The 22199-nt window shown below is 67.9% G+C and carries 25 protein-coding genes; 9 read left to right on the top strand and 16 right to left on the bottom strand.

What is annotated here, in order from left to right; all coding sequences use genetic code 11:
* Positions 1 to 8 precede the first annotated feature (8 nt).
* Positions 9 to 569: a hypothetical protein gene (locus AC3IS2_RS09000; RefSeq protein ID WP_489197319.1), complete on the top strand. Its 561-nt coding sequence runs from the start codon at positions 9 to 11 to the stop codon at positions 567 to 569.
* Here the strand turns inward: AC3IS2_RS09000 and tgt are convergent.
* From tgt to queA, 3 genes are all read right to left on the bottom strand, one after another.
* Positions 566 to 1678 carry a tRNA guanosine(34) transglycosylase Tgt gene (gene tgt / locus AC3IS2_RS08995; protein WP_489197318.1) on the bottom strand — a complete coding sequence of 371 codons (1113 nt, stop codon included), beginning with the start codon at positions 1676 to 1678 and terminating at the stop codon, positions 566 to 568. The genes AC3IS2_RS09000 and tgt overlap by 4 nt on opposite strands.
* A gap of 206 nt (positions 1679 to 1884) precedes the next feature.
* Positions 1885 to 2352: a nucleotidyltransferase domain-containing protein gene (locus AC3IS2_RS08990; RefSeq protein ID WP_489197317.1), complete on the bottom strand. Its 468-nt coding sequence runs from the start codon at positions 2350 to 2352 to the stop codon at positions 1885 to 1887.
* Positions 2349 to 3455, bottom strand: coding sequence for a tRNA preQ1(34) S-adenosylmethionine ribosyltransferase-isomerase QueA (gene queA / locus AC3IS2_RS08985; protein WP_489197316.1), 1107 nt, complete (start codon positions 3453 to 3455; stop codon positions 2349 to 2351). The genes AC3IS2_RS08990 and queA overlap by 4 nt, the downstream gene beginning before the upstream one ends.
* A 132-nt stretch (positions 3456 to 3587) precedes the next feature.
* Here queA and AC3IS2_RS08980 point away from each other — a divergent pair, with 132 nt between their 5' ends.
* Both AC3IS2_RS08980 and AC3IS2_RS08975 read left to right on the top strand, forming a co-directional pair.
* Positions 3588 to 5045: a serine hydrolase domain-containing protein gene (locus AC3IS2_RS08980; RefSeq protein ID WP_489197315.1), complete on the top strand. Its 1458-nt coding sequence runs from the start codon at positions 3588 to 3590 to the stop codon at positions 5043 to 5045.
* 30 nt (positions 5046 to 5075) lie between these two features.
* Positions 5076 to 5531, top strand: coding sequence for a MaoC family dehydratase (locus tag AC3IS2_RS08975; protein ID WP_489197314.1), 456 nt, complete (start codon positions 5076 to 5078; stop codon positions 5529 to 5531).
* Here AC3IS2_RS08975 and AC3IS2_RS08970 read toward each other — a convergent pair.
* A complete protein-coding gene (locus AC3IS2_RS08970) occupies positions 5528 to 6349 on the bottom strand; it encodes a hypothetical protein (RefSeq protein ID WP_489197313.1) in 822 nt (273 codons plus the stop codon). The two genes, AC3IS2_RS08975 and AC3IS2_RS08970, sit on opposite strands and share 4 nt — an antisense overlap.
* A 204-nt stretch (positions 6350 to 6553) precedes the next feature.
* On the opposite strand from AC3IS2_RS08970, the gene AC3IS2_RS08965 reads away from it, so the two are divergent.
* Positions 6554 to 8227 carry a lysine--tRNA ligase gene (locus tag AC3IS2_RS08965; RefSeq protein ID WP_489197311.1) on the top strand — a complete coding sequence of 558 codons (1674 nt, stop codon included), beginning with the start codon at positions 6554 to 6556 and terminating at the stop codon, positions 8225 to 8227.
* Between the two features lie 228 nt (positions 8228 to 8455).
* Entirely contained in the window at positions 8456 to 8935 is a 480-nt protein-coding gene (locus AC3IS2_RS08960) for an SH3 domain-containing protein (RefSeq protein ID WP_489197310.1), read from the top strand.
* 174 nt (positions 8936 to 9109) lie between these two features.
* Here AC3IS2_RS08960 and AC3IS2_RS08955 read toward each other — a convergent pair whose 3' ends face one another.
* The 6 genes from AC3IS2_RS08955 to AC3IS2_RS08930 all read right to left on the bottom strand — a co-directional run bounded on the left by AC3IS2_RS08955 (position 9110) and on the right by AC3IS2_RS08930 (position 13462).
* Positions 9110 to 9745 (bottom strand): S24 family peptidase, encoded by a 636-nt coding sequence (locus tag AC3IS2_RS08955; protein ID WP_489197308.1) that lies wholly within the window; start codon positions 9743 to 9745, stop codon positions 9110 to 9112.
* A 57-nt stretch (positions 9746 to 9802) separates the two neighbouring features.
* Positions 9803 to 10237: a hypothetical protein gene (locus AC3IS2_RS08950; RefSeq protein ID WP_489197307.1), complete on the bottom strand. Its 435-nt coding sequence runs from the start codon at positions 10235 to 10237 to the stop codon at positions 9803 to 9805.
* A 90-nt stretch (positions 10238 to 10327) separates the two neighbouring features.
* Positions 10328 to 10675: a hypothetical protein gene (locus tag AC3IS2_RS08945; protein ID WP_489197306.1), complete on the bottom strand. Its 348-nt coding sequence runs from the start codon at positions 10673 to 10675 to the stop codon at positions 10328 to 10330.
* A gap of 117 nt (positions 10676 to 10792) precedes the next feature.
* Positions 10793 to 11200 (bottom strand): PaaI family thioesterase, encoded by a 408-nt coding sequence (locus AC3IS2_RS08940; RefSeq protein ID WP_489197304.1) that lies wholly within the window; start codon positions 11198 to 11200, stop codon positions 10793 to 10795.
* Positions 11197 to 11679 carry a PaaI family thioesterase gene (locus tag AC3IS2_RS08935; protein ID WP_489197303.1) on the bottom strand — a complete coding sequence of 161 codons (483 nt, stop codon included), beginning with the start codon at positions 11677 to 11679 and terminating at the stop codon, positions 11197 to 11199. The genes AC3IS2_RS08940 and AC3IS2_RS08935 overlap by 4 nt, the downstream gene beginning before the upstream one ends.
* 175 nt (positions 11680 to 11854) lie before the next feature.
* Positions 11855 to 13462, bottom strand: a complete 1608-nt coding sequence (locus tag AC3IS2_RS08930) for a response regulator (protein ID WP_489197301.1) — start codon at positions 13460 to 13462, stop codon at positions 11855 to 11857.
* Positions 13463 to 13669: 207 nt separating this feature from the next.
* On the opposite strand from AC3IS2_RS08930, the gene queC reads away from it, so the two are divergent.
* The 3 genes from queC (at position 13670) to AC3IS2_RS08915 (ending at position 16110) form a co-directional block, all read left to right on the top strand.
* A complete protein-coding gene (gene queC / locus AC3IS2_RS08925) occupies positions 13670 to 14389 on the top strand; it encodes a 7-cyano-7-deazaguanine synthase QueC (RefSeq protein ID WP_489197299.1) in 720 nt (239 codons plus the stop codon).
* Positions 14386 to 15021, top strand: a complete 636-nt coding sequence (queE, locus tag AC3IS2_RS08920; RefSeq protein WP_489200132.1) for a 7-carboxy-7-deazaguanine synthase — start codon at positions 14386 to 14388, stop codon at positions 15019 to 15021. Before queC ends, queE begins: the two co-directional genes overlap by 4 nt.
* A 141-nt stretch (positions 15022 to 15162) precedes the next feature.
* Positions 15163 to 16110: an alpha/beta fold hydrolase gene (locus AC3IS2_RS08915; protein WP_489197298.1), complete on the top strand. Its 948-nt coding sequence runs from the start codon at positions 15163 to 15165 to the stop codon at positions 16108 to 16110.
* Between the two features lie 41 nt (positions 16111 to 16151).
* On the opposite strand, the gene AC3IS2_RS08910 is transcribed toward AC3IS2_RS08915, so the two are convergent.
* Positions 16152 to 17192, bottom strand: a complete 1041-nt coding sequence (locus tag AC3IS2_RS08910) for a helix-turn-helix transcriptional regulator (protein ID WP_489197296.1) — start codon at positions 17190 to 17192, stop codon at positions 16152 to 16154.
* Between the two features lie 225 nt (positions 17193 to 17417).
* Here AC3IS2_RS08910 and AC3IS2_RS08905 point away from each other — a divergent pair, with 225 nt between their 5' ends.
* Positions 17418 to 18119: a hypothetical protein gene (locus tag AC3IS2_RS08905; protein ID WP_489197294.1), complete on the top strand. Its 702-nt coding sequence runs from the start codon at positions 17418 to 17420 to the stop codon at positions 18117 to 18119.
* Here the strand turns inward: AC3IS2_RS08905 and AC3IS2_RS08900 are convergent.
* The 5 genes from AC3IS2_RS08900 to AC3IS2_RS08880 form a co-directional block, all read right to left on the bottom strand.
* Positions 18116 to 18721, bottom strand: a complete 606-nt coding sequence (locus tag AC3IS2_RS08900; RefSeq protein ID WP_489197292.1) for a DJ-1/PfpI family protein — start codon at positions 18719 to 18721, stop codon at positions 18116 to 18118. The two genes, AC3IS2_RS08905 and AC3IS2_RS08900, sit on opposite strands and share 4 nt — an antisense overlap.
* Positions 18722 to 18801: 80 nt before the next feature.
* Entirely contained in the window at positions 18802 to 19074 is a 273-nt protein-coding gene (locus AC3IS2_RS08895; RefSeq protein ID WP_489197291.1) for a hypothetical protein, read from the bottom strand.
* Positions 19075 to 19284: 210 nt separating this feature from the next.
* Positions 19285 to 19980 (bottom strand): pirin family protein, encoded by a 696-nt coding sequence (locus tag AC3IS2_RS08890; RefSeq protein ID WP_489197289.1) that lies wholly within the window; start codon positions 19978 to 19980, stop codon positions 19285 to 19287.
* A gap of 222 nt (positions 19981 to 20202) precedes the next feature.
* Positions 20203 to 21288, bottom strand: coding sequence for a chorismate synthase (aroC, locus tag AC3IS2_RS08885; protein WP_489197288.1), 1086 nt, complete (start codon positions 21286 to 21288; stop codon positions 20203 to 20205).
* A gap of 134 nt (positions 21289 to 21422) precedes the next feature.
* Complete coding sequence (locus tag AC3IS2_RS08880; protein ID WP_489197287.1) at positions 21423 to 22160, bottom strand: DnaJ C-terminal domain-containing protein; 738 nt, start codon at positions 22158 to 22160, stop codon at positions 21423 to 21425.
* Positions 22161 to 22199: the final 39 nt, after the last annotated feature.

The raw sequence follows: 22199 nt of genomic DNA, 5'->3' as shown, positions 1-22199 counted from the left end.
AAGGCGGGATGCGTCATCTTCCCCTCGCCGTCGCCGCCGTTTCTGTTTCGCTGGTCCTGACCGGCTGCAACGCCGGAGCCTCGGCGCGCGGCGGGGCGGAACAGGTCGGGGCGGGGTTGGGCGACGCCGTCACGGCGCCGCTGGATGACTTCAACCTGCGTCGGCAAGAGATCCCGACGATCCTGCTGCAGGCCGAATCCAATCCCTATGATCTGCGCAATCTGAACCACTGCCGCACCATCGGCGCCGAGATCGCGCGGCTGGACGAGGCGCTGGGGCCGGATACGGACGCGCCGCCCACGCAGGACGGCTCCTACATCAGCGAGCGCGCCGCCGACGCGGCGGCCTCGGCCACGCTGGACGCGGTGCGCGGCGCCGTGACCGACTTCATCCCGGCGCGCAGCTGGGTTCGCCGCCTGACCGGCGCCGATGCGCACAGCAAGCACGTCCAGTCGGCTATTCAGGCAGGGCTGCGCCGCCGCTCCTTCCTGAAAGGGGTGGGGATGCAGCGCAACTGCGCCCCGCCGGCCGCGCCGGCCGGCTTCGTCCCCCGTCAGGCTCGGTCCTAGGCCTTCAGGTGCCGGGCGCGGAAGTCGCGCCGGAACTGCTCGAAGCGGCCTTCGCTGATCGCCTCGCGCATGGCCGCCGTCAGGGCCTGGAAGAAGGCGATGTTGTGCCAGCTCAGCAGCACCTTGCCGAGAATCTCGTCGGCGCGGATCAGGTGATGCAGGTAAGCCTTTGAATAGTCGTTGGACGCAGGGCAGGGTACGCCCATGTCCAGCGGGTCCTGATCCTCGGCGAAGCGGGCGTTCTTGATGTTGATCGGCCCGTCCCAGGTCCAGGCTTGGCCGTGACGACCGGCGCGGGTCGGCAGGACGCAGTCGAACATGTCGACGCCGCGATACACCGCCTCGACCAGGTCGATCGGCTTGCCGACCCCCATCAGATAGCGGGGGCGGTCCTTGGGCAGGAACTCGGGGGCGAAGTCCAGAACCTCGCACATGGCCTCATGGCCTTCGCCCACGGCCAGGCCGCCCAAGGCGTAGCCGTCGAAGCCGATCTCTTGCAGGCGCTCCGAGGATTCCCGGCGCAGGTTCTCATAGGTCGAGCCCTGCTGGATGCCGAACAGGGCCTGAGTGTCGCGCGTGCCGAAGGCGTTCTTGGACCGCTGCGCCCAGCGCGCCGACAGCTCCATGCCCTCGCGGGCGCGCTTCTCCTCGGCGGGCCAGGCGACGCATTCGTCCAACTGCATGACGATGTCGGAGCCCAGCCGGTCGGCCTGAATCTGGATCGAGCGTTCAGGCGTCAGGACGTGCTTGGACCCGTCGATATGGCTGGAGAAGGTCACGGCCTCCTCGGTCAGCTTGGAAATGCCCGACAGGCTCATGACCTGGAAGCCGCCCGAGTCGGTCAGGATCGGCTTGTCCCAGCGCATGAAGTTGTGAAGCCCGCCCAGGCGCTCCATCCGCTCCGGGCCGGGGCGCAGCATCAGGTGATAGGTGTTGCCCAGGATGATGTCCGCGCCGGTCTGCTTGACCTGATCCACCGTCATCGCCTTGACCGTGGCGGCGGTGCCGACCGGCATGAAGGCGGGAGTGCGGATGTCGCCGCGCGGGGTCTTCAGCACGCCGGTGCGGGCGCGGCCTTCGACAGCGGAAATTTCAAACGGGAAGGGCACTAAAAACTCCGCTCATCCCCGCGGAGGCGGGGACCCAGTGAGAGCCGCAGACAGGGCGGTGTGAATTGGGGACTGCTCAAACACGGAACCATGCGCTCTGTCACCCCTGACGTCGTCATCCCGGCCAAGCGTTGCGGCCAGCGTCGCAGTATGGAGCGGTCCCGGATAACGGCTTCGCCGTTTCCGGGATGACGAACCTGTCGGGTCTAGCGCAGGCTTTCCAGCATTTCGGCGCGCTGCAGGTCCTTGGGCCGGCCGAACAGGCGGCAGGTCTCGATCTGCTCGTTGATCGAGGGGGTGAAGACGGTGAAGTCCTCCAGCGCGATCGGCACGCGGGTCGAGAAGGTCACGGGCACCCAGTCGCCGCCCGCCCGCACGTCCATCCCGGCCATGACGTCCAGCGGAACGGGCGTGGTCAGGATCTGGCCGAACACCTGCGACCGGAACAGGCCCTCGCCGGGGTCTTCGACGACTTGGCCGTGCAGGGCCTCGATCAGCCGGCGGGCGTCACGCGGGCTGGCCATGATGTCGATGTCCGGCGCGCGCCAGTCCTGAAGCCCCGCCAGCACCATGGCCGCGCCGCCGAAGATCCACCACGGGTCCTGCATCTCGCCCGCCGCCGAGGCGAGGATGTCCAGGGAGGCGGCGAAATCGTCGGGCAGGTCGTCGGTCATACGTCGCTCCGGAACAGCAGGCTCCCGTCGCCATAGGAATAGAAACGATAGCCGCTGTCGATGGCGTGGGCGTAGGCGGCGCGCATCGCCTGAATGCCGGCGAAGGCGCTGACCAGCATGAACAGGGTCGATTTCGGCAGGTGGAAGTTGGTCATCAGCACGTCGGCGGCGCGGAAGCGGTAGCCGGGGGTGATGAAGATGGCCGTGTCGCCGTGGAAGGACTGGACCACGCCGTCCTCGGTCGTGGCGCTTTCCAGCAGGCGCAAGGAGGTGGTGCCGACGCAGACGATGCGGCCGCCCGCCGCGCGCACGGCGTTCAGGGCGGCGGCGGTCTCTGGCGAGACCTCGCCCCACTCGCTGTGCATCTTGTGGTCGGCGGTGTCGTCCGCCTTGACCGGCAGGAAGGTGCCGGCCCCGACGTGCAGGGTCACGGCGTGGGTGGTGACGCCGCGCGCGCGGATCGCGTCCAGCAGGGCCGGGGTGAAGTGCAGACCCGCCGTCGGGGCGGCGACCGAGCCGTCATAGGTCGCAAAGACCGTCTGATAGTCCTTCAGATCGCGGTCGTCCTCGGGCCGCTTGGCCGCGATATAGGGGGGCAGGGGCATGACCCCGACGTCGCGGATGGCGTCGTCTAGCGCCGGTCCAGCCAGGTCGAAACGCAGGGTGATCAGGCCGTCTTCGTCCTTGGCCTCGACGGTTGCGTCGAGGCGGCCCAGTTCGCAGGCGCCGTCAGCCTGGCGTCCGAAGCGCACGCGGTCGCCGGTCTTCAGCCGCTTGCCCGGCTTCATGAAGGCGGACCAGACGTCCGGCGCGTCGCGGTGGTGCAGGGTGGCCTCGACCTCGACGGTCAGGGTCTCGCCTTCCGGCCCCCCGATCACGGGGTTCGGGCGCTGGCGCACGCCCGACAGGCGCGCCGGGATGACCCGCGTGTCGTTGAACACCAGGGCGTCGCCGGGCTGCAGGAAGTCCGGCAGGTCGCGGATGATCCGGTCGTCCAGCGCGCCGTCCTTCACCACCAGCAGGCGCGCGGAATCGCGCGGCTCGGCGGGGCGCAGCGCGATGCAGTCATCGGGCAGGTCGAAGTCGAACTCTGAGGTCAGCATGAGGTGGGGCAAAGGCCATGCCCGCGCCGGTGGGTCAAGGGCGGGGGCGCCGTCCTGCCTTACGGCGAAGTAACTGGGTCTTGGTGCGACCGACAACTAATGGCTGCTTCTGGATAGGGGAGAAGGGCTGTCATGGGCAGGCGCTTGTTTGCGAATCTGGCGACGGTTTTGGGCGCGCTGGGGCTGATCCTGCCCTCGGGCGCGTTGGCGCAGGACGTCGAGGACGCGCGGATCGCCCGCATCGAGCGATTCATGCCGCCGGCGGTCATGGTCGAAGGGCGCGAGTATCCCGCCCAGACCTTGACGGAACTGATGCAGGCCAAGGCCGTGCCGGGCGTCAGCATCGCCGTGATCGACGGCGGCCGGCTGGTCTGGGCCAAGGCCTATGGTCTGGCCGACGCCGCCTCGGGACAGGCAGTGACGACCAACACCCGGTTTCAGGCCGCCTCGATCAGCAAGGCGGTAACGGCGACCGCCGCGCTGGATCTGGTGGAGCAGGATGTTCTGGCGCTGGATGCGGATGTGAACGCCGCGCTGACCAGTTGGAAGGTTCCGGCCGGCGAGGCGGGGCGGCCGCCGGTGACGCTGCGCGGTCTGCTGACCCATACGGCGGGGCTGACCGTGCACGGCTTCCCCGGCTACGCCGAGGGCGCGCCCCTGCCGACCGTGGTTCAGGTGCTGAACGGCGAGGCCCCGGCCAATACGGCGGCGGTCGTCGTGGACCAGGCGCCGGGATCGGCGCGGCGATACTCCGGCGGAGGCTTCACGGTCGCCCAGTTGCAGATGAGCGACGCGACGGGCGAGGCGTTCCCAGACCTGATGCGCGCACGCCTGCTGACGCCAGCGGGCATGGCGAACAGCACTTTTGAACAGCCGCTGCCGCAGGCTTTGCGCTCGGTCGCTGCGACCGCCCATGACGCCGAGGGGCGTCCCGTCGTCGGGCGCTTCCATGCCTATCCCGAGATGGCCGCCGCCGGTCTGTGGACCACGCCCAGCGATCTGGCGCGGTGGGTCATGGCGATCGACGACGCCTGGGCTGGTCGGTCCGACCGGCTGCTGGATCAGAAGACGGCCCGCGCCATGCTGACGCCCGGACTGGGCGGCTGGGGGCTGGGCGTGGGACTGGAGGGCGAGAGCAACGGCCTCAGCTTCTATCATTTCGGCGGCAATGAGGGGTTTATGGCCGTCGCCATCGGCTACCCGGCGCTCGGCAAGGGGCTGGTCGTCATGACAAACGGCCAGAATGGTCGCGCGGTGATCGATGGCCTGACCCGCGCGGTGGCCGCCGAATACGGCTGGCCGGACCGCAAGACGGCGGCCGTTCGATCGGTCGCAGTCGAGCCTGACGAACTTCGCGACGCCGCCGGCCGGTATGAATTCAGCGGCTTCCAGTTGACCTTCAGCGTCATGCCGAACGGCAAGGGCCTGACCGTAACCACGGGCGACGGACACAGCAGCGAACTGATCCCTCAGGGCGACGACGTCTATATCGATGTCTCCGGCAATGAGCGGCTGCGTTTCGAGCGAGACGACAAGGGGCAGGTGGTGGCGTTGATCGCGCCGGACTCGCGCTTCCTGAAATTGGAGTAGAAGGCCGCGTCTAAAGTGGAGAGTAGAAGCATGGATCGCTATCTGGACGACCTGACGGTCGGCGAAAGCTGGGAAGGCCGGCCCTTCACCATCACCGAGGCCGAGGTCATCGCCTTCGCTGAGCAGTTCGACCCGCAGCCCATGCATATCGACCACGCCGCCGCCGCCGAGGGCCGTTTCGGCGGTCTGATCGCCAGCGGCTGGCACGTGGCCTCGCGGGTGATGCGCGAATATGTCGACGCCGCCTATTTCGGCGCGACGCCCATGCTGGGCATCAGCATCGACGACCTGCGCTGGCTGCGCCCGGTGCGGCCCGGCGACACGCTGAAGGCGCGCCGCGAAATCCTGGCGGTCGCGCCGTCGCAGAGCCGTCCCGACCGCGGCACGGTCAAGACCAAGACCTGGGTCAGCAATCAAGACGGCGACGTCGTCATGACCTTCGAGAACCTGATGCAACTGCCGAAGGACGCCTCGGCGCGGCTCTAGGCCCCTCCGATCAGACGTGGACGCCCCAACTGCCGGACGAGGGGGCTCCACATTGTGGCGATATGGCTGCCGCCATAAACCACGAGGAGGCGGCGATGCGTCTCCAGCCGTGACCGGATCAGGTCAAACAGATGCTGATCCCTGATCTTCATGTGCAGCTTCGACTCGCGCTGGACCGGCCCTGCGTGGTCGGGATCATTGCTCGCCAGCCAGTTCGGATCGGCGTTGAGGTCCACGCCGGTACGATTGCGATACCAGGCGCGAAAGGCGCGGGCGCTGGTATCGGGCGTCGGCGTCAGATCGCGTGCGCTCCATCTGGCCCAGCGCTCAAAGGCGGGATCGAAGCGGGAGTCATTCGGTCCGCTGATGTCGCCCTCCCTCACGCCCTGGGCGAGAGGACCGAAAAGGAAGGCGTAGAAGGCGTCCTCGGGATCGCTGCCTGTCGCCAGCAGGGCAGAAAATATGTCCTGCTCGGACGGCTCGCCGCCCCAAAAAGGGATGTCGCGGTCCATCGCCAACTGCGCCGTGTAGACGGCTTCGCCTGCCGCAAAGGGGTTCGAAGACGCCTTCAGAAGGCGAGCCTGGTCCATGATCGGGCGCGGCCGTTCGCCTAGCGCCGTCTCGATGCCCTCGATGACGGCGGCGCGGGGCTGGACCGCATCGAAGGCGGTTCGCACCAGGGCGAAGGTCGGGTGATCGCCGTCGATGGAATGTCTCGCCGCCACGAAGCCCAGCGTTTGGTCGCCGCGCTCGAACACCGCCAGGAGGGGCGGCTGGAGAGGCAGGCGGGCCTGCAGCGCCAGACTGAACTCAGACACGCCTTTGGGGGACGACGGAGCGGACGCGCATCCGGCGGCGGACAGGCCGCCCAGAAGTGCAAATCTACGGTTCAGCTTGGACATGGCGCAGGATGAACACGGCGGGCGGGCCGCGCATACTTAAATGCCTGTCATACGAGGCTGCGCGGCTCTGATCCGCCCGCTGCGGTTGACCGCGGGCGTTCAAGGCTTCAAAGCCCGTTAATGCTTCAGAACCTTGAAACCCTGTCCCGTGAGGCCCGTTCGTGGCCGTTTGAGCAAGCGCGCAACCTGCTGGCCCACGTGCTCAAAAAACGGCTGTCGGATGCGGAGCACGATGCGGCGAAGCTGCTGATCGACGCGGGCAAGGCGGATGAGGCTCTGGCGACCTTCGAGGCGCTGAACAAGCCGGTGATCCTGGAGACGGGTTACGGCCCGTCGGGCCTACCGCACATGGGCACGTTCGGCGAGGTCGCGCGCACGACCATGGTGCGCAATGCGTTCCGCGCCCTGACCGGCGACCACTGGCGCACGCGCCTGATCGCCTTCAGTGACGACATGGACGGCCTGCGCAAGGTGCCGGAGGGAGTGCCTAACCCGGAGATGCTGCGCGAAGACCTGCATCTGCCGCTGACCAAGGTGCGCGATCCGTTCGGCACGCACGACAGCTTTGGCGCGCACAACAACGCCCGCCTGCGCGCCTTCCTCGACGGCTTCGGCTTCGACTACGAGTTCATGTCCTCGACCGAGACCTATCGGTCGGGCCGGTTCGACGCGACCCTGCTGACCCTGCTGGAACGCTTCGACAAGGTCATGGGCATCATGCTGCCGACCCTGGGCGAAGAGCGCCGCGCCACCTATTCGCCCTTCCTACCGATCAGCCCGATCACCGGCCATGTGCTGCAGGTGCCGACGCTGGAACGCAACGTCGAGCGCGGCACCATCGTCTTTGACGACCCCGCAGGCGGCCGCACCGAGGTGCCCGTCACCGGCGGCCATGTGAAGCTGCAGTGGAAACCCGACTGGGCCATGCGCTGGACCGCGCTGGACGTCGATTACGAGATGTCGGGCAAGGATCTGATCGAGAGCGTGCGCGAGAGCGGCAAGATCTGTCGCGCCTTGGGCGGCACCTCGCCGGAAGGCTTCAACTACGAGCTCTTCCTCGACGTCGAAGGTAAGAAGATCTCCAAGTCCAAGGGCAACGGCCTGACGATGGACGAGTGGCTGCGCTACGGCACGCCCGAGAGCCTCAGCTGGTACATGTTCCAGTCGCCGAAGTCGGCCAAGAGCCTGCACTTCAACGTCATTCCGCGCGCGACGGACGACTATCTGTCCTTCATCGAACAGTACAAGACGCAGGAGCCGGCCAAGCAGATCGACAACGCCGTCTGGCACATCCACTCGGGCCAGCCGCCCGAGAGCGCCTCGCCGGTGTCCTTCGCCCTGTTGCTGAACCTGGTCGGCGTGGCCAACGCCTCCAGCAAGGACCAGCTGTGGGCCTATTTCGCCAAATACCTGCCGGACGCCACGCCGACGAGCGAGCCGGTGCTGGACCGGCTGATGGGCTATGCGCTGAACTACTACGAGGACTTCGTGAAGCCCTCGAAGACCTATCGTCTGCCCGACGACAAGGAGAAGGCGGCGCTGCTGGACCTGGCGGAACGTCTGAAGGCCCTGCCGGCCGACACGACCGACGGCGAGATCATCCAGGGCGAGGTCTATGCCGTGGGCAAGGCGCACGAGTTCGAGCCTCTGCGGGCCTGGTTCCAGGCGCTTTACGAGGTGCTGCTGGGCGCCTCGCAGGGACCGCGGTTCGGGTCGTTCGCGGCCATCTATGGCTTGCCGCAAACCATCGCCCTGATCGAAGCCGGGGCGAACGGGGACCTGGCCAAGAGCTGAATGAACGAGCCTGATTGAGAATGGAGCCGCCGCGGGAAACCTCGGCGGCTTTTTCTTTGGGCGTCTCGGCCTCAAGTAGCCCGAAGGGCGGTAGGCCCCAGCAAGCATGAGCGCGGCGGCGCGGCGGACCTTAACCAAGATGAACCGAGAATGACGGCGAGGCTCCGAGAGCCTTCACCTTGAGACAGGCATTCACTCCCTCACGACGCTCGATGACAGGAGAGAGACATGTCGAAGTTCTTCAAGGCGGGTTTGGCCGCCACCGCAATGTTCGCCGCTCTGGCTTCGGCCGCCGTGCCGATGAGCGCCAGCGCCATGCCGCAAGCCAACGGCGTCACCAACTGTGACGCGCCGGGCGGCCGCCAGCGCGCCGGCGCCGCCATCGGCGCCGTGCTGGGCGGCCTGGCCGGCAGCCAGGTGTCCAAGAATGAGCGCGCCCTGGGCGCCGTAGTCGGCGCCGGCGCCGGCGCCGCCGCCGGTTCCTACATCGGCTGCAACCAGCAACGCGCGCGTTCGGCCAATCAGGCGGCCGCCAACTCGTACCGCGCCACCTCGAACCTGCGCATCCGCACGGGTCCGGGCACCAGCTATCGCCAGACCGGCAGCCTGTCGGCCGGCCAACCCTTCACCGCCATGGGTTCGCAAGGCGAGTGGGTGCAGATCGCTGGCGGCGGCTGGGTGAACGCCCGCCACGTCGCGCCGAACTAAGGGCCTGACAGTTTGAGTGGAGAGAGCCGTCCCTGACCGGGGCGGCTCTTTCTTTTTTGGGCGCTACCGGCCGTTCGGCCTACATGAGCGGCGTTCTTGGTGCGCTATCGGTCTTCGACCTGCTTGAGCGCAGTGTTTTGTGCGCTATCGGCCGTTCGGCCTACATGATCGCAGCTACTGGCTGACCCAGAGGATGCGGGCCATCCACAGGATGTCGCGGCGGGGCAGGGCGCGCGGCGGGTAGGCGGGGTTGATCGAGGTCAGGGTCACTTCGCGCGAATTCATGGCCGCGATCTCCTTGGCCAGGGTCTCGCCGTCGGCGGTGCGCACCGCCACCCGGTCGCCGCGCCGGACGTCGGACGCCTCCAGGTCCACGATCACCCGGTCGCCGGGGCGATAGAGGGGGGTCATGGAGTCCCCGTCGATGGTCAGGCTGAACAGGCTGTCCTTGCGGGTCGGCAGGTCGGTCTGGTCCCAGCCGTCGGCCAGGGGCAGACCGGCGTCGTCGAAGAAGCCGTCGGCGCCCGCCTTGGCCAGGCCGAGCAGGGGGATGGCGCGGTCCTCAACCGGCGCATCGTCGGCTAGCGCCGCGAAGGCGCCGAGGGAGACGCCGGTCGCCTCCAGCACCCGCGTCAGGCTTTCAGTGGAAGGCCAGCGCGGCCGGGGCGGCTCGCCGGGGCCGAACCGCTTGGACGGGTTGAAGCTGGTCGCGTCCAGCCCCGCGCGGCGCGCCAGGCCCGAGGGCGAGGTGCCCTCGCGACGCGCCAGGGCGTCGAGGGCCTTCCAGAGTTTGGCGTGGGACAGCGGCAAGGGCGATTCCGGGGTGAAGCCGCCCGAAGTCTATCGCGATCAGATAGGAATATCCACCTAGTCCGCGTCGGCGCCGATGGCCTGACGCTCTTGCCAGGCCCAGAAGGTGCCGATGGCGATGGCCAGCATGATGCCGTAGCCGGTCATGTTGACGACCGTGTAGAAGGCCGAGATCGGCGTGCGCAGGTTCAGCATGATCATGACGTGGCTGGTGACAGCCAGAAGCTGAAGGGCGCAGGCCCAGACCGGCCAGGACCGCGGCGCCTTCCAGACCATGGCCCCGAAAATGATCAGAAGCGCGATGTCGATGGCGAAGACGCCCCATTGCACCCCGAAATAGCTGCCGGATGTCTGGACCATCAGCGATGCGAACCAGGCGAACAGGTATGCGCCGGCGCCGATGCGCTCTGGTTGTCCGCCTTTGATGAGCGCGAACATGCCGACGATGACCATGAAGGCGGCGCCGACCAAGGCCGGCCAAGTGTCAAACATGAATCGCCCCCACTGTCATACGACAATGGGGGCGAACATATCGCAAAGTCAGCGAGAACCGGAGAGCCGATCCTCTAGATTACCGTTATTTCACGCGACGCGCAGGTGATCGACCTTACGCGTCATCGGGCGGTCGTCCCACTCTTCCGGCTTGTTCAGCGGGCCAGCGGCGTAGACGCCGTAGCCGAGGCGACGGTGGTCTTTTTGCAGCTCGGCGTGGCAGGCGACAACGGCGTCGCGGGCGGTGCTGAGAGCCATGATGGCTTCAACGGCCTTGGCTTGCGAACCAGCGCCGGACACCGGCGAGATCGACAGGGCGGCGCGGGCGCCGATCATCGACTGAACCAGGGTGGTGGCGTGGGTGATGGCGTCATCCACCGCTTTTTCGGTGGCGTAGAGGTCGCTGGCGACGCCGGCGATGACTTCAGTGCGGTCCATGACTTTACCCCTCAATAAAGAAACACCGCCATTTCTTAACGCGCATTAAGGGAATTTGGTAGCGATTTGTTTACCAATGGTTACGATTCAACCAATGGTTAATCGACGTTAACCGCCTCAGATTGATTCTCCGACGTCATCGAGCAGGAAGTGTGCGGTCAGGGCGGCGATCGGCTGATCGCGGCTTTCCTGCCAGGCCTCAGCCACCACATGGGCGACGCGGCGTCCAGCCTTGTTGATCCGGGCGCGGGCGTAGACGTCCCGGGGCTTGCCGGAGCGCAGATAGGCCACGGTGACGTTGATGGGGCGCGGCAGGCGCAGTCGGGGGTAGGTCAGCGACACCTGGGCGACGGCGGTCATCTCCAGCAGGGCCGCGGTCGAGCCGCCATGCAGGGCCGGCAGCATGGGGTTGCCGATCAGCTTGTCGTGGAAGGGCATCACGACCGTCAGTTCGTCGCCGTTGATCTGGGTCCGAAGGTCCAGAAAGCGAGCGTAGGGCAGGCTGTCGAGCAGGGGGGCGGTCATGCGGCGTCTCCGGCGGCGCGGGCCGCGCGCAGGTTGGCGCCGGCGCGATGATCGCCCTCGGCGCTGATGACATAGGCGGACTGGGCGGCGGCGACCGGGTCTGTCGGATCGTCCTCGAAGGCCCAGGCGCGGACGAAGCCGAGGGTGCGCGTCAGGCGATAGCAGCGCGCCTCGGCGATCAGATCCCGACCGGGAACGGCGGCGCGCATGTAGTCGACCCGCAGGTCCAGGGTGGCGATCGGCTGATAGGTCTTCAGCGCGACCCAGACCGCCAGGCCGCCGACATGGTCGAGCAGGGTGGTGACCAGCCCGCCCGCCAGGACGCCCGTTTCAGGGTCTCCGACCAGATCGTCGCGGTAAGGGACGCGGATGCGCACCCGGTCGCCGTCCAGGCCTTCGTAGCCGAAGCCGAGGGCGTGGGTATGGGCGGCCCCCGAGGCCAACTGGGGCAGGAGGGTCGTCAGAAACATGTCGGTCATCAGGGCGTCCTGTCTTGGCCGGCGCCCGGGCGGGCGATCGGATCAGCTGGGCTTTCGTGAGCCGGCCCGCGCAGCCTTGTCCAGTCACGCGGCGCCGGGCGCGCATGCAGACAGGCGGGCGAAAGCAGAATGCTGTTCGAGCGAAGGCCGGGGCCGGGGCCGGGGCCGGAAGGCGTCAGGCGGCGCCGCGTTCACGGGGCGCTTCAGCCGCGCCTTGATCGGGCGCCAGCGCCGCGTTCATCGCCATCCGCAGGCGTTCAGGCTTGATCGGCTTCTCGACCACGGCGGCCATGCCCGCCGCCAGATAGTGCCTGGCGTCGTCGGGATCGGCGTTGGCGGTCAGGGCGATGATGGCTATGTTGCGGGCGTCGCCGCTGAGGGCGCGGATGGCGTGGGTCGCCTGGACCCCGTCCATGCGCGGCATCTTGATGTCCATCAGGATCAGGTCGAACGGACGCGCCTTGACCGCTTCCAGCGCTTCCTGGCCGTCCTCGACGGTCTCGGAGGTGCAGCCGAACATCTCGCACAGGGCCTGGGCCACGACGCGGTTGGTGGCGTTGTCGTCGGCGATCAGGACGTGGGGGCGCGCCTGCAGATGCAGTTCGTTCAGGTCCGAGACGTTCGACGGTTCTTCCTGCTGGATGATGGCGCGCGGGGCCGACAGGTCGAAGGCGAAGGTCGAGCCGCGGCCCGGGTTGTTTTCCGCCCAGATGCGGCCGTCCATGCCCTGGATCAGGTGGCGGCAGATGGCCAGGCCCAGCCCGGCGCCCTCGAAGCCGGCCGCATGGTCGAAGACCGTGTCGATCCGGGCCGGGTCCACGCCGGGGCCGTCGTCGCGTACGCGGGCCTCCATGCGGATCTGGTCGCCGACGACGTGCGCCTTCAGGCTGGCCTCGACGATGCCGTTGCGGGCGAATTTCAGCGCATTGCCGATCAGGTTGTTGAAGACCTGCTTCAGGCGCGGCCCGTCCAACACCGCAGCCAGCTCGGTATCGCCTTCATAGCCGACCATGAAGGTGACGCCGTCCTGGGTGGCGCGCGAGGTCCACTGGGTCTGCACCTCGTCCATCACGGCGCGAAGGGGGGTGGGGGACAGGCTCAGCGTCAGTTCGCCGGCTTCCGCGCGGGCCAGATCCAGGGCGTCCTGCAGGGTGCCCAGCAGGGTCTCGGACGAATCGATGATGGTCTGGACGTGAGCGTGGGCGGCGTCGTTCAGCGGCTGGCGGCGCAGAAGCTCGGCCACGGCCAGGACGCCGTTCATCGGCGTGCGCAGTTCGCTGCTCATCAGGGCCATGAACTGGGCCTGGGCCCGGCCGGCGATTTCGGCGCGCCGTTCGGCGTCGTTGAGGGTGCGCACCTGCTCGGCTAGGTCGCGGTTCTGCTGGCGCTGGATGTCGTTGACGGCGCGCAGCAGGGCCACCGCCGTGCCGACGCCGCGATAGGCGCCGTTGCGGGTGACGATGAAGCCGCGCATCAGCGCGCCCGGACCGCTCTTCAGGATGATGTCGGAAAAGGCGTCGATGCGGACGCCGGCTTCGACCACGGCGGGTTCGGCGTCCATGATGTGGGTGACTTCGCGGGCGCCGTAGAGGCTCAGTCCCAGAGGACCGGCCAGCTTCATCAGGAAGTCGCTGCGTTCAATCAGGCCCAGGGGGCGTTCGCCGTCCACGACGGGGATGACCAGGGTGTCCGGCTCGCGCTCGAAACGAACGAAGACTTCGCTCGCCATCGTGGCAGCGGTCACCGGCTCTACGCGCTCGGTCAACACTTCGATCGTCGGCATACGGCCGGCACTCCAATTTGGGGTTTTACATTCGCTGCGAACGCTTTGCGAAAGGGTTAAGGCGAATCAAAAATGCTCAGGTTGATGAAAAGGGTCGGGGCGGCGCCTTTTGCGGCGACCGACGGACTGGCGTATAGGGGACGCTGATCCATCTTCTCCTGGTCCTTCTTTGGATGCGCGCGGCCGTCGGCCGACCGCAGGTTCGTCATGAGCGTTACGTCGCAAGCTTCTGAAACTTCTGCCCTTGTCCTGTTTTCGGGCGGACAGGACAGCGCCACCTGCCTGGCCTGGGCGCTGGAGCGGTACGAGCGCGTCGAGACCGTCGGCTTCGACTATGGCCAGCGTCACGCGGTCGAGATGCAGGCGCGCCAGACGGTGCGCGCGCAGATGGTGAACGTCCTGCCGCAATGGGCCGAGCGGCTGGGGCCGGATCACGTGGTCGATCTGACCGGGTTCGGGGCCATCGGCGAGACGGCCATGACGACGGATCGCGCCATCGAGGCGGACGCGCGCGGTCTGCCCAACACCTTCGTGCCGGGGCGCAATCTGATCTTCCTGGTCGCGGCGGCGGCGCTGGCTGACCGTCGGGGGCTGGAGGTTCTGGTCGGGGGCATGTGCGAGACCGACTTCTCGGGCTATCCCGACTGCCGCAACGACACGATCCAGGCCATGAGCCACGCCCTGACCCTGGGCCTGGCCAAGCCGTCGCCGATCGCGACGCCGCTGATGTTCCTGACCAAGGCCGAGACCTGGGCTCTGGCCGAGCGGATCGGCGGGCGGGCGCTGGTGGAGATGATCGTGGAGGCCAGCCACACTTGCTACCTGGGCGACCGGACGCATCGCCACGACTGGGGCTATGGCTGCGGAGCCTGTCCGGCCTGCGAGCTGCGCGCGGCGGGCTACGGCGAATGGGCGGCGCGGTCGTGACCTATTCGGCCAAGGAAGTCTTCCTGACGGTGCAGGGCGAGGGCGGTCAGGCCGGGCGGCCCGCCGTCTTCCTGCGCTTCGCCGGCTGCAACCTGTGGAGCGGGCTGGAGCGGGACCGCGCCACCGCCGTCTGCAGCTTCTGCGACACGGATTTCGTCGGCACCAACGGCGACGGCGGCGGCAAGTTCAAGACCGCTGACGCGCTGGCCGACCATGTCGCCGGGATGTGGCGGGGCCGCGAGGGCGATCCCAGGCTCGTCGTCTGCACCGGCGGCGAGCCGCTGATGCAGTTGGACGCGCCCCTGATCGAGGCCCTGCACGCGCGCGGGTTTGAAGTCGCGATCGAGAGCAACGGCACGCTGGTCGCGCCCGATGGCGTCGACTGGATCTGCATCAGCCCCAAGGCCGACGCCCCCGTGGTCCAGGCTTCGGGGCAGGAACTGAAGCTGGTCTATCCGCAGCCCCTGGCCATGCCCGAGCGGTTCGAGACCCTCGATTTCGAACGCTTCTGGCTCCAGCCCATGGACGGCCCCGACCAGGCCGCCAACACCGCCGCCGCCATCGAATACTGCCTGACCCACCCCCAATGGCGGCTCAGCGTCCAGACGCACAAATACATCGGGGTGCGGTAGGCGCGAGGAGCGGACCCGCTGAAAGTCAGCGAGGGGTGGCGAAACGCGGTTCGCTCGGTCATGGACGGCAAGAGCTGGGCCGCATAGGCTCGACGAGCCAGGAAATGAAACAGGACTGATCCCGTGCTCAGACCGCTCTTGATGTCGTTCGTTTTGCTGAGTCTCTCGACGACCCTGTCCAACGCCCAGCAGACTTCCGCGCCGAGAGTTACTCCGCTGCGCGCCGAGTTGCCCGATGGCCGACATCTCGCCCTGTATTGCGTAGGGACGGGATCGCCGACCGTCATATTCGATTCCGGTCTCGGTGTGGGCGCCCAAGCCTGGTCGCGGGTCCAGCCAGAAATCGCCAAAACGACGCGAGCCTGCGCGTTCGACCGTCCTGGCTACGGGGCTAGCGATGAAGGCCCGGCGCCGAGGGACGCGACTCGTATCGTCGCCGATCTGAAAGCGGGACTGGAGGCCGCCGGTATTAATGGCCCCTATGTCCTGGTCGGCCATTCGATGGGCGGCTACGACATGCGGCTATTCGCCAACCTTCATGCGGATCAGGTCGTCGGCATGGTGCTGGTCGATCCGAGCCTCGACGGAAACGAGGCACCCCTGCGAGCCGTGTCCCCCGCGTTCATCCAGGGTATGGCCGACTTCCGGGCCACCGTCGGTAAATGTATCCGGGCCACGGCCGAAGGCCAGATGACTCCAGAGCATGCCATTTATGCCGAATGCGGTTCGCCGCCGCTGAACAGCCCCATGGCGAGCGGCGCGCATGCGCGGACGGCGCTGTCGGAACAGCAGAGCATGGACGACAGTTCCCGCCAAGTTCTGGCGAGCGAATCCGCTTCCAGCGCTCTGCCGCTGATCGTGCTGACAGCGGGCGGGGAGAATGGACCCGAGCCGGGGATGCCCGAAGCGGAGCGGATGGCGCTGTCGGCGGTGACCCGCGAGAACCACGCTGCCATCGCCGCGCGGTCGTCGGCCGGAATGCATCGGGTGGTGGAAGGCGCGCCTCACATGATCCAAATGGCTCAGCCGGATGCCGTGGTGGCCGCTATCCTTGAAGTCATCGGCGGGGTCGATGCCGCTTCCCCCTGATGACCCCAAGCCAGCCACGCTGGCTGTGACCCTTGCGGGGCCTAGGACCGGCGGTCGCCGATTTCGGTCAGCCAGGCGCTGAGGAGATCGTGGCGGATGGGGCCTTCGGACATGACGATGTCGGGCTGCGCCTCGGCGGGAGGGACATCGGAGGGCGGATAGCCGTAGCGTTCGCGGAACAGGCGGCCGAAATGGCTCTGGGACGTGAAGCCGTAGGTCCAGGCGATCTCGGTGATGGTCGGCTTCAAGGCCTTGCGGCGTCGCAGGGCGTCTCTGACGTGATGCAGGCGGCGGTCCTGGATGTAGCGGTTCACGCCGCCAGCGCCGTCGAACGATCTGTAGAGCGTCGCCCGCGACACCCCCGCGGCGGCGGCGACAGCCTTGGCGTCAAAGTCGATCTCCAGGGCGGTCAGCCGAGCCTCGATATAGTCGACGGCGGCGCGGCGCACGCTGCCTTGCAGGGCCGCCGCCTCTGGCGCGCCGATGGGGGTGTCGATGCCGGCGACCTTTCCTGCGATGAGCAGCAGCGCCTGGATCGCCGTATCCAGGGCGGCGTCCGGCAGATGCTCGGCTTCCTCGGCCAGGATGCGCATATGGCTGTGCACCAGACGAACCCCAGGTGCGTCCGGCGCCAGGATCAGGCCGTGCATGTCGGGCCCCAGCAACGGGGGCGGGGCCAGATTGCGGGGCGCCATGACGGCGATCAGATCGACGGAATCGAGCCGCGACGATGAGAGCCGGCCCATGTCGCGGAACTGCAGGGCGCCGGGCGCAGCCCTGGCGCTGCGGCCGTCATAGTCGCCCACGGTCGCCGTGCGGTTGATGACCAGGTTCAGGCCGTCGACGTTCGAGCGCCTGAGCATGGCGGGACCTCGGCTCAAGGTCTGACGAACCGAGCGCCCGACGCCGATGCCGCCGACGGCGCTCAGCGTGCTTTTGCTGCGGTTGAAGAAGTTCGCCTGATCCTCGTCGCTGATGCCGGAGACCTCGTAGATATCCGCCATCCCGACCATGTACCGCTCCAGGGCGTCGGGCAGGGTGGCGGTCGAGACGTCCCAGGCGATCGTGCGGGAATGGGGCAAGCGAACTCCTGACTGCGGCGACCTCTGCCGGTGATCTTCTTTGACCATCAAATGCTTGGTGATGAACAGGCCGAAGTGTCGCGGTCGGTGGACGACTAGTCTGTGCGTCTCACGCATTTGAGACGGACGGGCGTTCCTCGCAGGGCGCGGCGGTGGCATCGGGGGCAAGGCCTCGGGTGGGGCCGTCTGGTCGGCGCGTTCGCGGCTGACCCTATCGGGGGCTATATGCGCAAGATCATTATTTCATCGCTGGCGGCGGCGGCTCTCGTGGGGTGGGCGCTGCCCGCTGCGGCGCAGAATCTGGTCTCGAACCCCAGCTTCGAAAACCCCGTCATGGGGAATCCTGGCTTGCAGCAAGACAGCATTCCCGGCTGGACGGGCACGGTCGCCGGGGGCAGCAACTACGGCGCATTTCGCAATACGGCGCATATCGTCGCCAAGGACGGCGCGAACGTCGCCTTCATCAATTCTGAGGCCGGTGCTGCCCGGGGTCTGGTCCAGACCATCGGGGCTGTCGCTGTCGGCGAACGCTACGACGCCAGCGCCTGGTTCGGTTGGCGCGCTGACAACCCCAATAGCTCCAATGTCGCGCTGGAATTTTGGGTCGGCGGCGTCGTTTCCGGGGGCAATATCACAGGCGGGACCATGGTGGCGTCCCAGGCGCCCGTGATGGTGCAGGGGACCTGGGTTCAAGGCGTCGCCAGCTACATCGTGCCGCCGGCGGATGCGGGCAAGACGTTGAGGATCCGTTTGGCCACGACCAGCCCGCTCGGCGCCCAGACGAATTTCGACCATGTCAGCGTGACGAAGGCGGCCCCGGCGCCGGTGCCGACCCTGACGGGGTGGGCGCTGATCCTGCTGTGCGTTCTGTTCGCGGGGGTGGCTTCGACCGTGATCATGCGCCCGGAGGCGCGTCGCCTGGCCTAGGACTGCTTAAGGAAGGGCGAGACCGCCGCCGTCGCGCGCGCGACATACTCGGTCTTCTCTCCGACGGGAGCGACGTAGTGGATGGCGTCCTCGGCGTCTTTCACCGTCGCCAGGCGGGCGATCATCCAGGCGGCGAGGTATTGCGAGGCGAGGCAGCCGCCGGCCGTGGCGACGTTGCCGTGGGCGACGAAGGGGGCGTCCACGACATTGACGCCGGCCTCGACCACCCAGGGCTTGGTGGTCAGGTCGGTGCAGGCGGGCAGGTCGCCGATCAGGCCCAGCCTGGCCAGCAGCAGGGTTCCCGAGCACTGGGCGCCGACCAACTGGCGCGACGGGTCCAGTTCAAGCTGTGACAGGAAGGCGGGATCGGCGGCGTAGTCGCGGGTCCTGATGCCGCTGCCGATCAGGACGGCGTCGGCCTCGCTCAGGAACGCCAGCGGCTTCTGGCGCTGGATCGTCACCCCGGCCATCGAGGTGATCTCGGGCGTGGGGCAGGTGATGTGCGCCGCCCAGCCTTGGCTCTTCATCCGGTTCAGGATGCCCGCCGCGATGAAGGAATCCAGCTCGTTGAAGCCGTCGAGGGTCAGGATGGCGATCTGCATGGTCGGCTCGCGCGGGGAGGGAGGCTCACCCTAGGCCGGAAAAGGCGCGCGCCGACAGGGCCGGTTGGCGGCGAGCGGCCCTAGCAGTCCTTGCCTTGGCGCTGGCGTTGTTCGCAGCGGCGTTGTTCGCGTTCCCATTCGCGCTGCTCGCGCTCGCGTTTGGCCTTGGTTTCCTCGTCCGAGGTGGTCACGGCGTCGAAGCCTGCGCCGACCACGGCCCCGGTCGCCTTGACCGTGCCGCCGACGACGGCCGCGCCGGTTCCGACGACGGCCCCCACGACGCAGCCTTGCAGCATCAGCGAACCGCCGAGGACGGCCAGAAGGGCGGTCGCCCGCGCGAAGGGTTTGGTCATGAGAATCTCCCGAGGCGCCTATTCTGCGCGACGGAAGTGAACAGAGGCTGACGGCGGGATCATGTTTCGCGCTCTACCGCCGTCATCCCGGGGCCTCGAAGCGGAACCCGGGACCCAGATGGTAGAGACGGACGGGATAGGGCCGCGACAAGTGCCGCCGCCTGGGTCCCGGATAACGGCTTACGCCGTTTCCGGGATGACAGAGGGGGGTTACAAACTGTCGACCATGACCAGTTCGGCGTCTTCGCTGGCCGTGATGGTGATGACGGCCTCGTCGATGATGCCGGCGCCGTCGCGAGCGTTCAGCGTGACGCCGTTGACGTCCACCCGACCCACGGCGGGGACCAGATAGGCGCGGCGACCGGCGGCCAGGTCATAGGTCAGGCTCTCGCCCGCCTTCAGCGTCGCGGCCAGGATCCTGGCGTCGGCGTTGATCGTCAGGGCTTCGTCGGCGGGATCGCCCGAGGCGACGACGGTGAATTGGCCCGAACGGTCGCTCTTGGGGAATTCGCGCTGGCCCCAGGAGGGCTGGGCGCCCGGCTTGTCCGTCTCGATCCAGATCTGGAACAGGGTGGTCAGTTCGTTCTCGAGGTTGAACTCGGCGTGACGCACGCCGGTCCCCGCGCTCATCACCTGAACGTCGCCCGCGCCCGTGCGGCCCTTGTTGCCCATCGAGTCCTCGTGGGTGATGGCGCCGGTGCGGACATAGGTGATGATCTCCATGTCGGCGTGCGGGTGGGGCGGGAAGCCCGACTGGGCCGCGATCTCGTCGTCGTTCCAGACGCGCAGACGGCCCCAGCCCATGCGCTTGGGATCATAATAGTTGGCGAACGAGAAGTGGTGGCGGGCGTTCAGCCAGCCGTGGTTCGCGCCGCCCAGGCTGTTGAAAGGTCTGACGTCGATCATGGTGCGGTCTCCCTGTAGGCGCAGCCTATGCCGCGCTGGTCGAGGGCAATATAGGTAACAATAACTGTTACGAAAAGGGGCGTGTTTGCTGACGCGGGTTTCGTCATCCCGGAAGCGGCGCAGCCGCTATCCGGGACCGCAGGAAGCTCTGTCGTCGGCGCCTTGGGCGGTTCCGGCTCTGCGCCTCGCTGTGCGAGGCTTCGGCCGGGATGACGGTGAAGCTTAGCCCACCTGCGCCCGATGCCGCAGCATGGCGTCGGCCAGGACGATGGCGGCCATGGCCTCGACCACGGGGACGCCGCGCAGGGCGACGCAGGGGTCGTGGCGGCCCTTGGTGCGCAGGTCGACCTCGGCGCCGTCGCGGTTGATGGTCTGGCGCAGGGTCAGGATGGAGGAGGTGGGCTTGAACGCCACGCGGGCCGTGATGGGCTGGCCGGTCGAGATGCCGCCCAGGACGCCGCCCGCCTTGTTCGACAGGAAGACGGGCAGGCCGTCGTCGCCCAGGCGCATCTCGTCGGCGTTGTCCTCGCCCGACAGCTCGGCGGCGCCAAAACCCGCGCCGATCTCGACGCCCTTGACCGCGTTGATCGACATGAGGCCCGCCGCCAGTTCGGCGTCCAGCTTGGCGTAGAGGGGCGCGCCCCAACCGGCGGGAACGCCCGTGACCTCCAGCGCCACGACGGCGCCGATGGAGGAGCCGGCCTTGCGCACGCCGTCCAGATAATCTTCCCACGCGGGGACCACGTCAGCCGAGGCGGCGAACAGGGCGTTGTCATAGACGGCGTCGAAGTCGAGGGCCTCGTCGGCGATGCGGTGCGGGCCCAGCTGGACCACGCCGGCGCGGATACGGATGCTGTCGCCCAGGACTTTGCGCGCCACGGCGCCGGCCGCCACGCGGCTGGCGGTTTCGCGGGCCGACGAACGACCGCCGCCGCGATGGTCGCGCACGCCGTACTTGGCCTGATAGGCGTAGTCGGCGTGGCCGGGGCGGAAGGCGCGGGCGATCTCGCCATAGTCCTTGGAGCGCTGGTCCGTATTCTCAATAAGCAGACTGATCGGGGTGCCGGTGGTGACCGGGCCGTTGCCGTCGTCGAAGACGCCGGACAGGATGCGGACCTGATCGGCCTCCTGGCGCTGGGTGACGAAGCGGCTGCCGCCGGGCTTCCTCAGATCAAGCAGGGGCTGGATGTCGGCCTCGGTCAACGGGATCAGCGGCGGGCAGCCGTCGACGACGCAGCCGATGGCCGGGCCGTGGCTTTCGCCCCAGGTGGTGACGCGGAACAGATGACCGAAGGTATTGTGCGACATGGCCTAACGCCTAGAGCGAAATCGGTTCGAATGCGATGGCATTCGGACCCAGATATTCGCTCCAGGATAATGCGAGAGCCTGATTCACGGCATCGGAGGAATCGCGAAGCGATGCCTCCTCAACCGATCAGGCTCTAGGCCGCGATCCGCTCCGGCGTCCAGACCCGCGTGAAGCGAAGCAGCAGGTCTTCGGCCGCCGAGGGCAGGTCGGCCGAGGCCTCCAGCTTGACGAACAGGTCGCCGGCCGGGCGGTTTCCGCGCGCGGGCAGGCCCAGACCTTTCAGCCGCAGCCGCACCGGCTCGACCATGTCGGGGACCAGCCAGGACGAGCGCAGGCCGGCGTGGGTCTGGATCTCGATGCGGCCGCCGTCGTCCATCACCCGCTGAGGCACGGCCCAGTCCATGAACAGGTCGCCGCCCAGAACCGACAGGCCGTCGGCGGGGCGGATCAGAACGGGCAGCAGGACGTCGCCGCCGTCCGCGCCGCCGCGCTTCAGCCGGATCTTGTCGCCCGAGCGCACGCCGGGCGGGGCATGAACCCGCAGGATGCGCGCACCGAGCGTGATGCGGACGCAGCCGCCGCTGATCGCCTGCATCGGCGTCAGGACCAGCAGGGGACCGGGGGCGGGCGGGGCGATAAAGGGCGCGGACTTCGCGTGTGATGCGGGCGCGGGCAGGGCCAGGGTCTGGGCCTGCAACAGGCGATAGGCGGCGATGATGCGGCGGAATTGGTCGGCGCCGCCGCCGGGCGCGTCGGGGCGGGCGGCCTTGACCGCCGTCCGGAACGCCGTCGTCAGGCCCTCGGCGCCGACCGGGCCGGTCAGGCCCAGCAGCGACCGGGCGTCATCAAGGGTGAGGGCGTCCGCGCACATGGCCGCCAGCCTCGGCCGGATATGGTCAAGACCGGGTTA

Source organism: Brevundimonas sp. KH_025, assembly GCF_057839885.1.
Note: the sequence above shows the minus strand (reverse complement) of the source record. Positions and strands in the feature narration are given on the sequence as shown.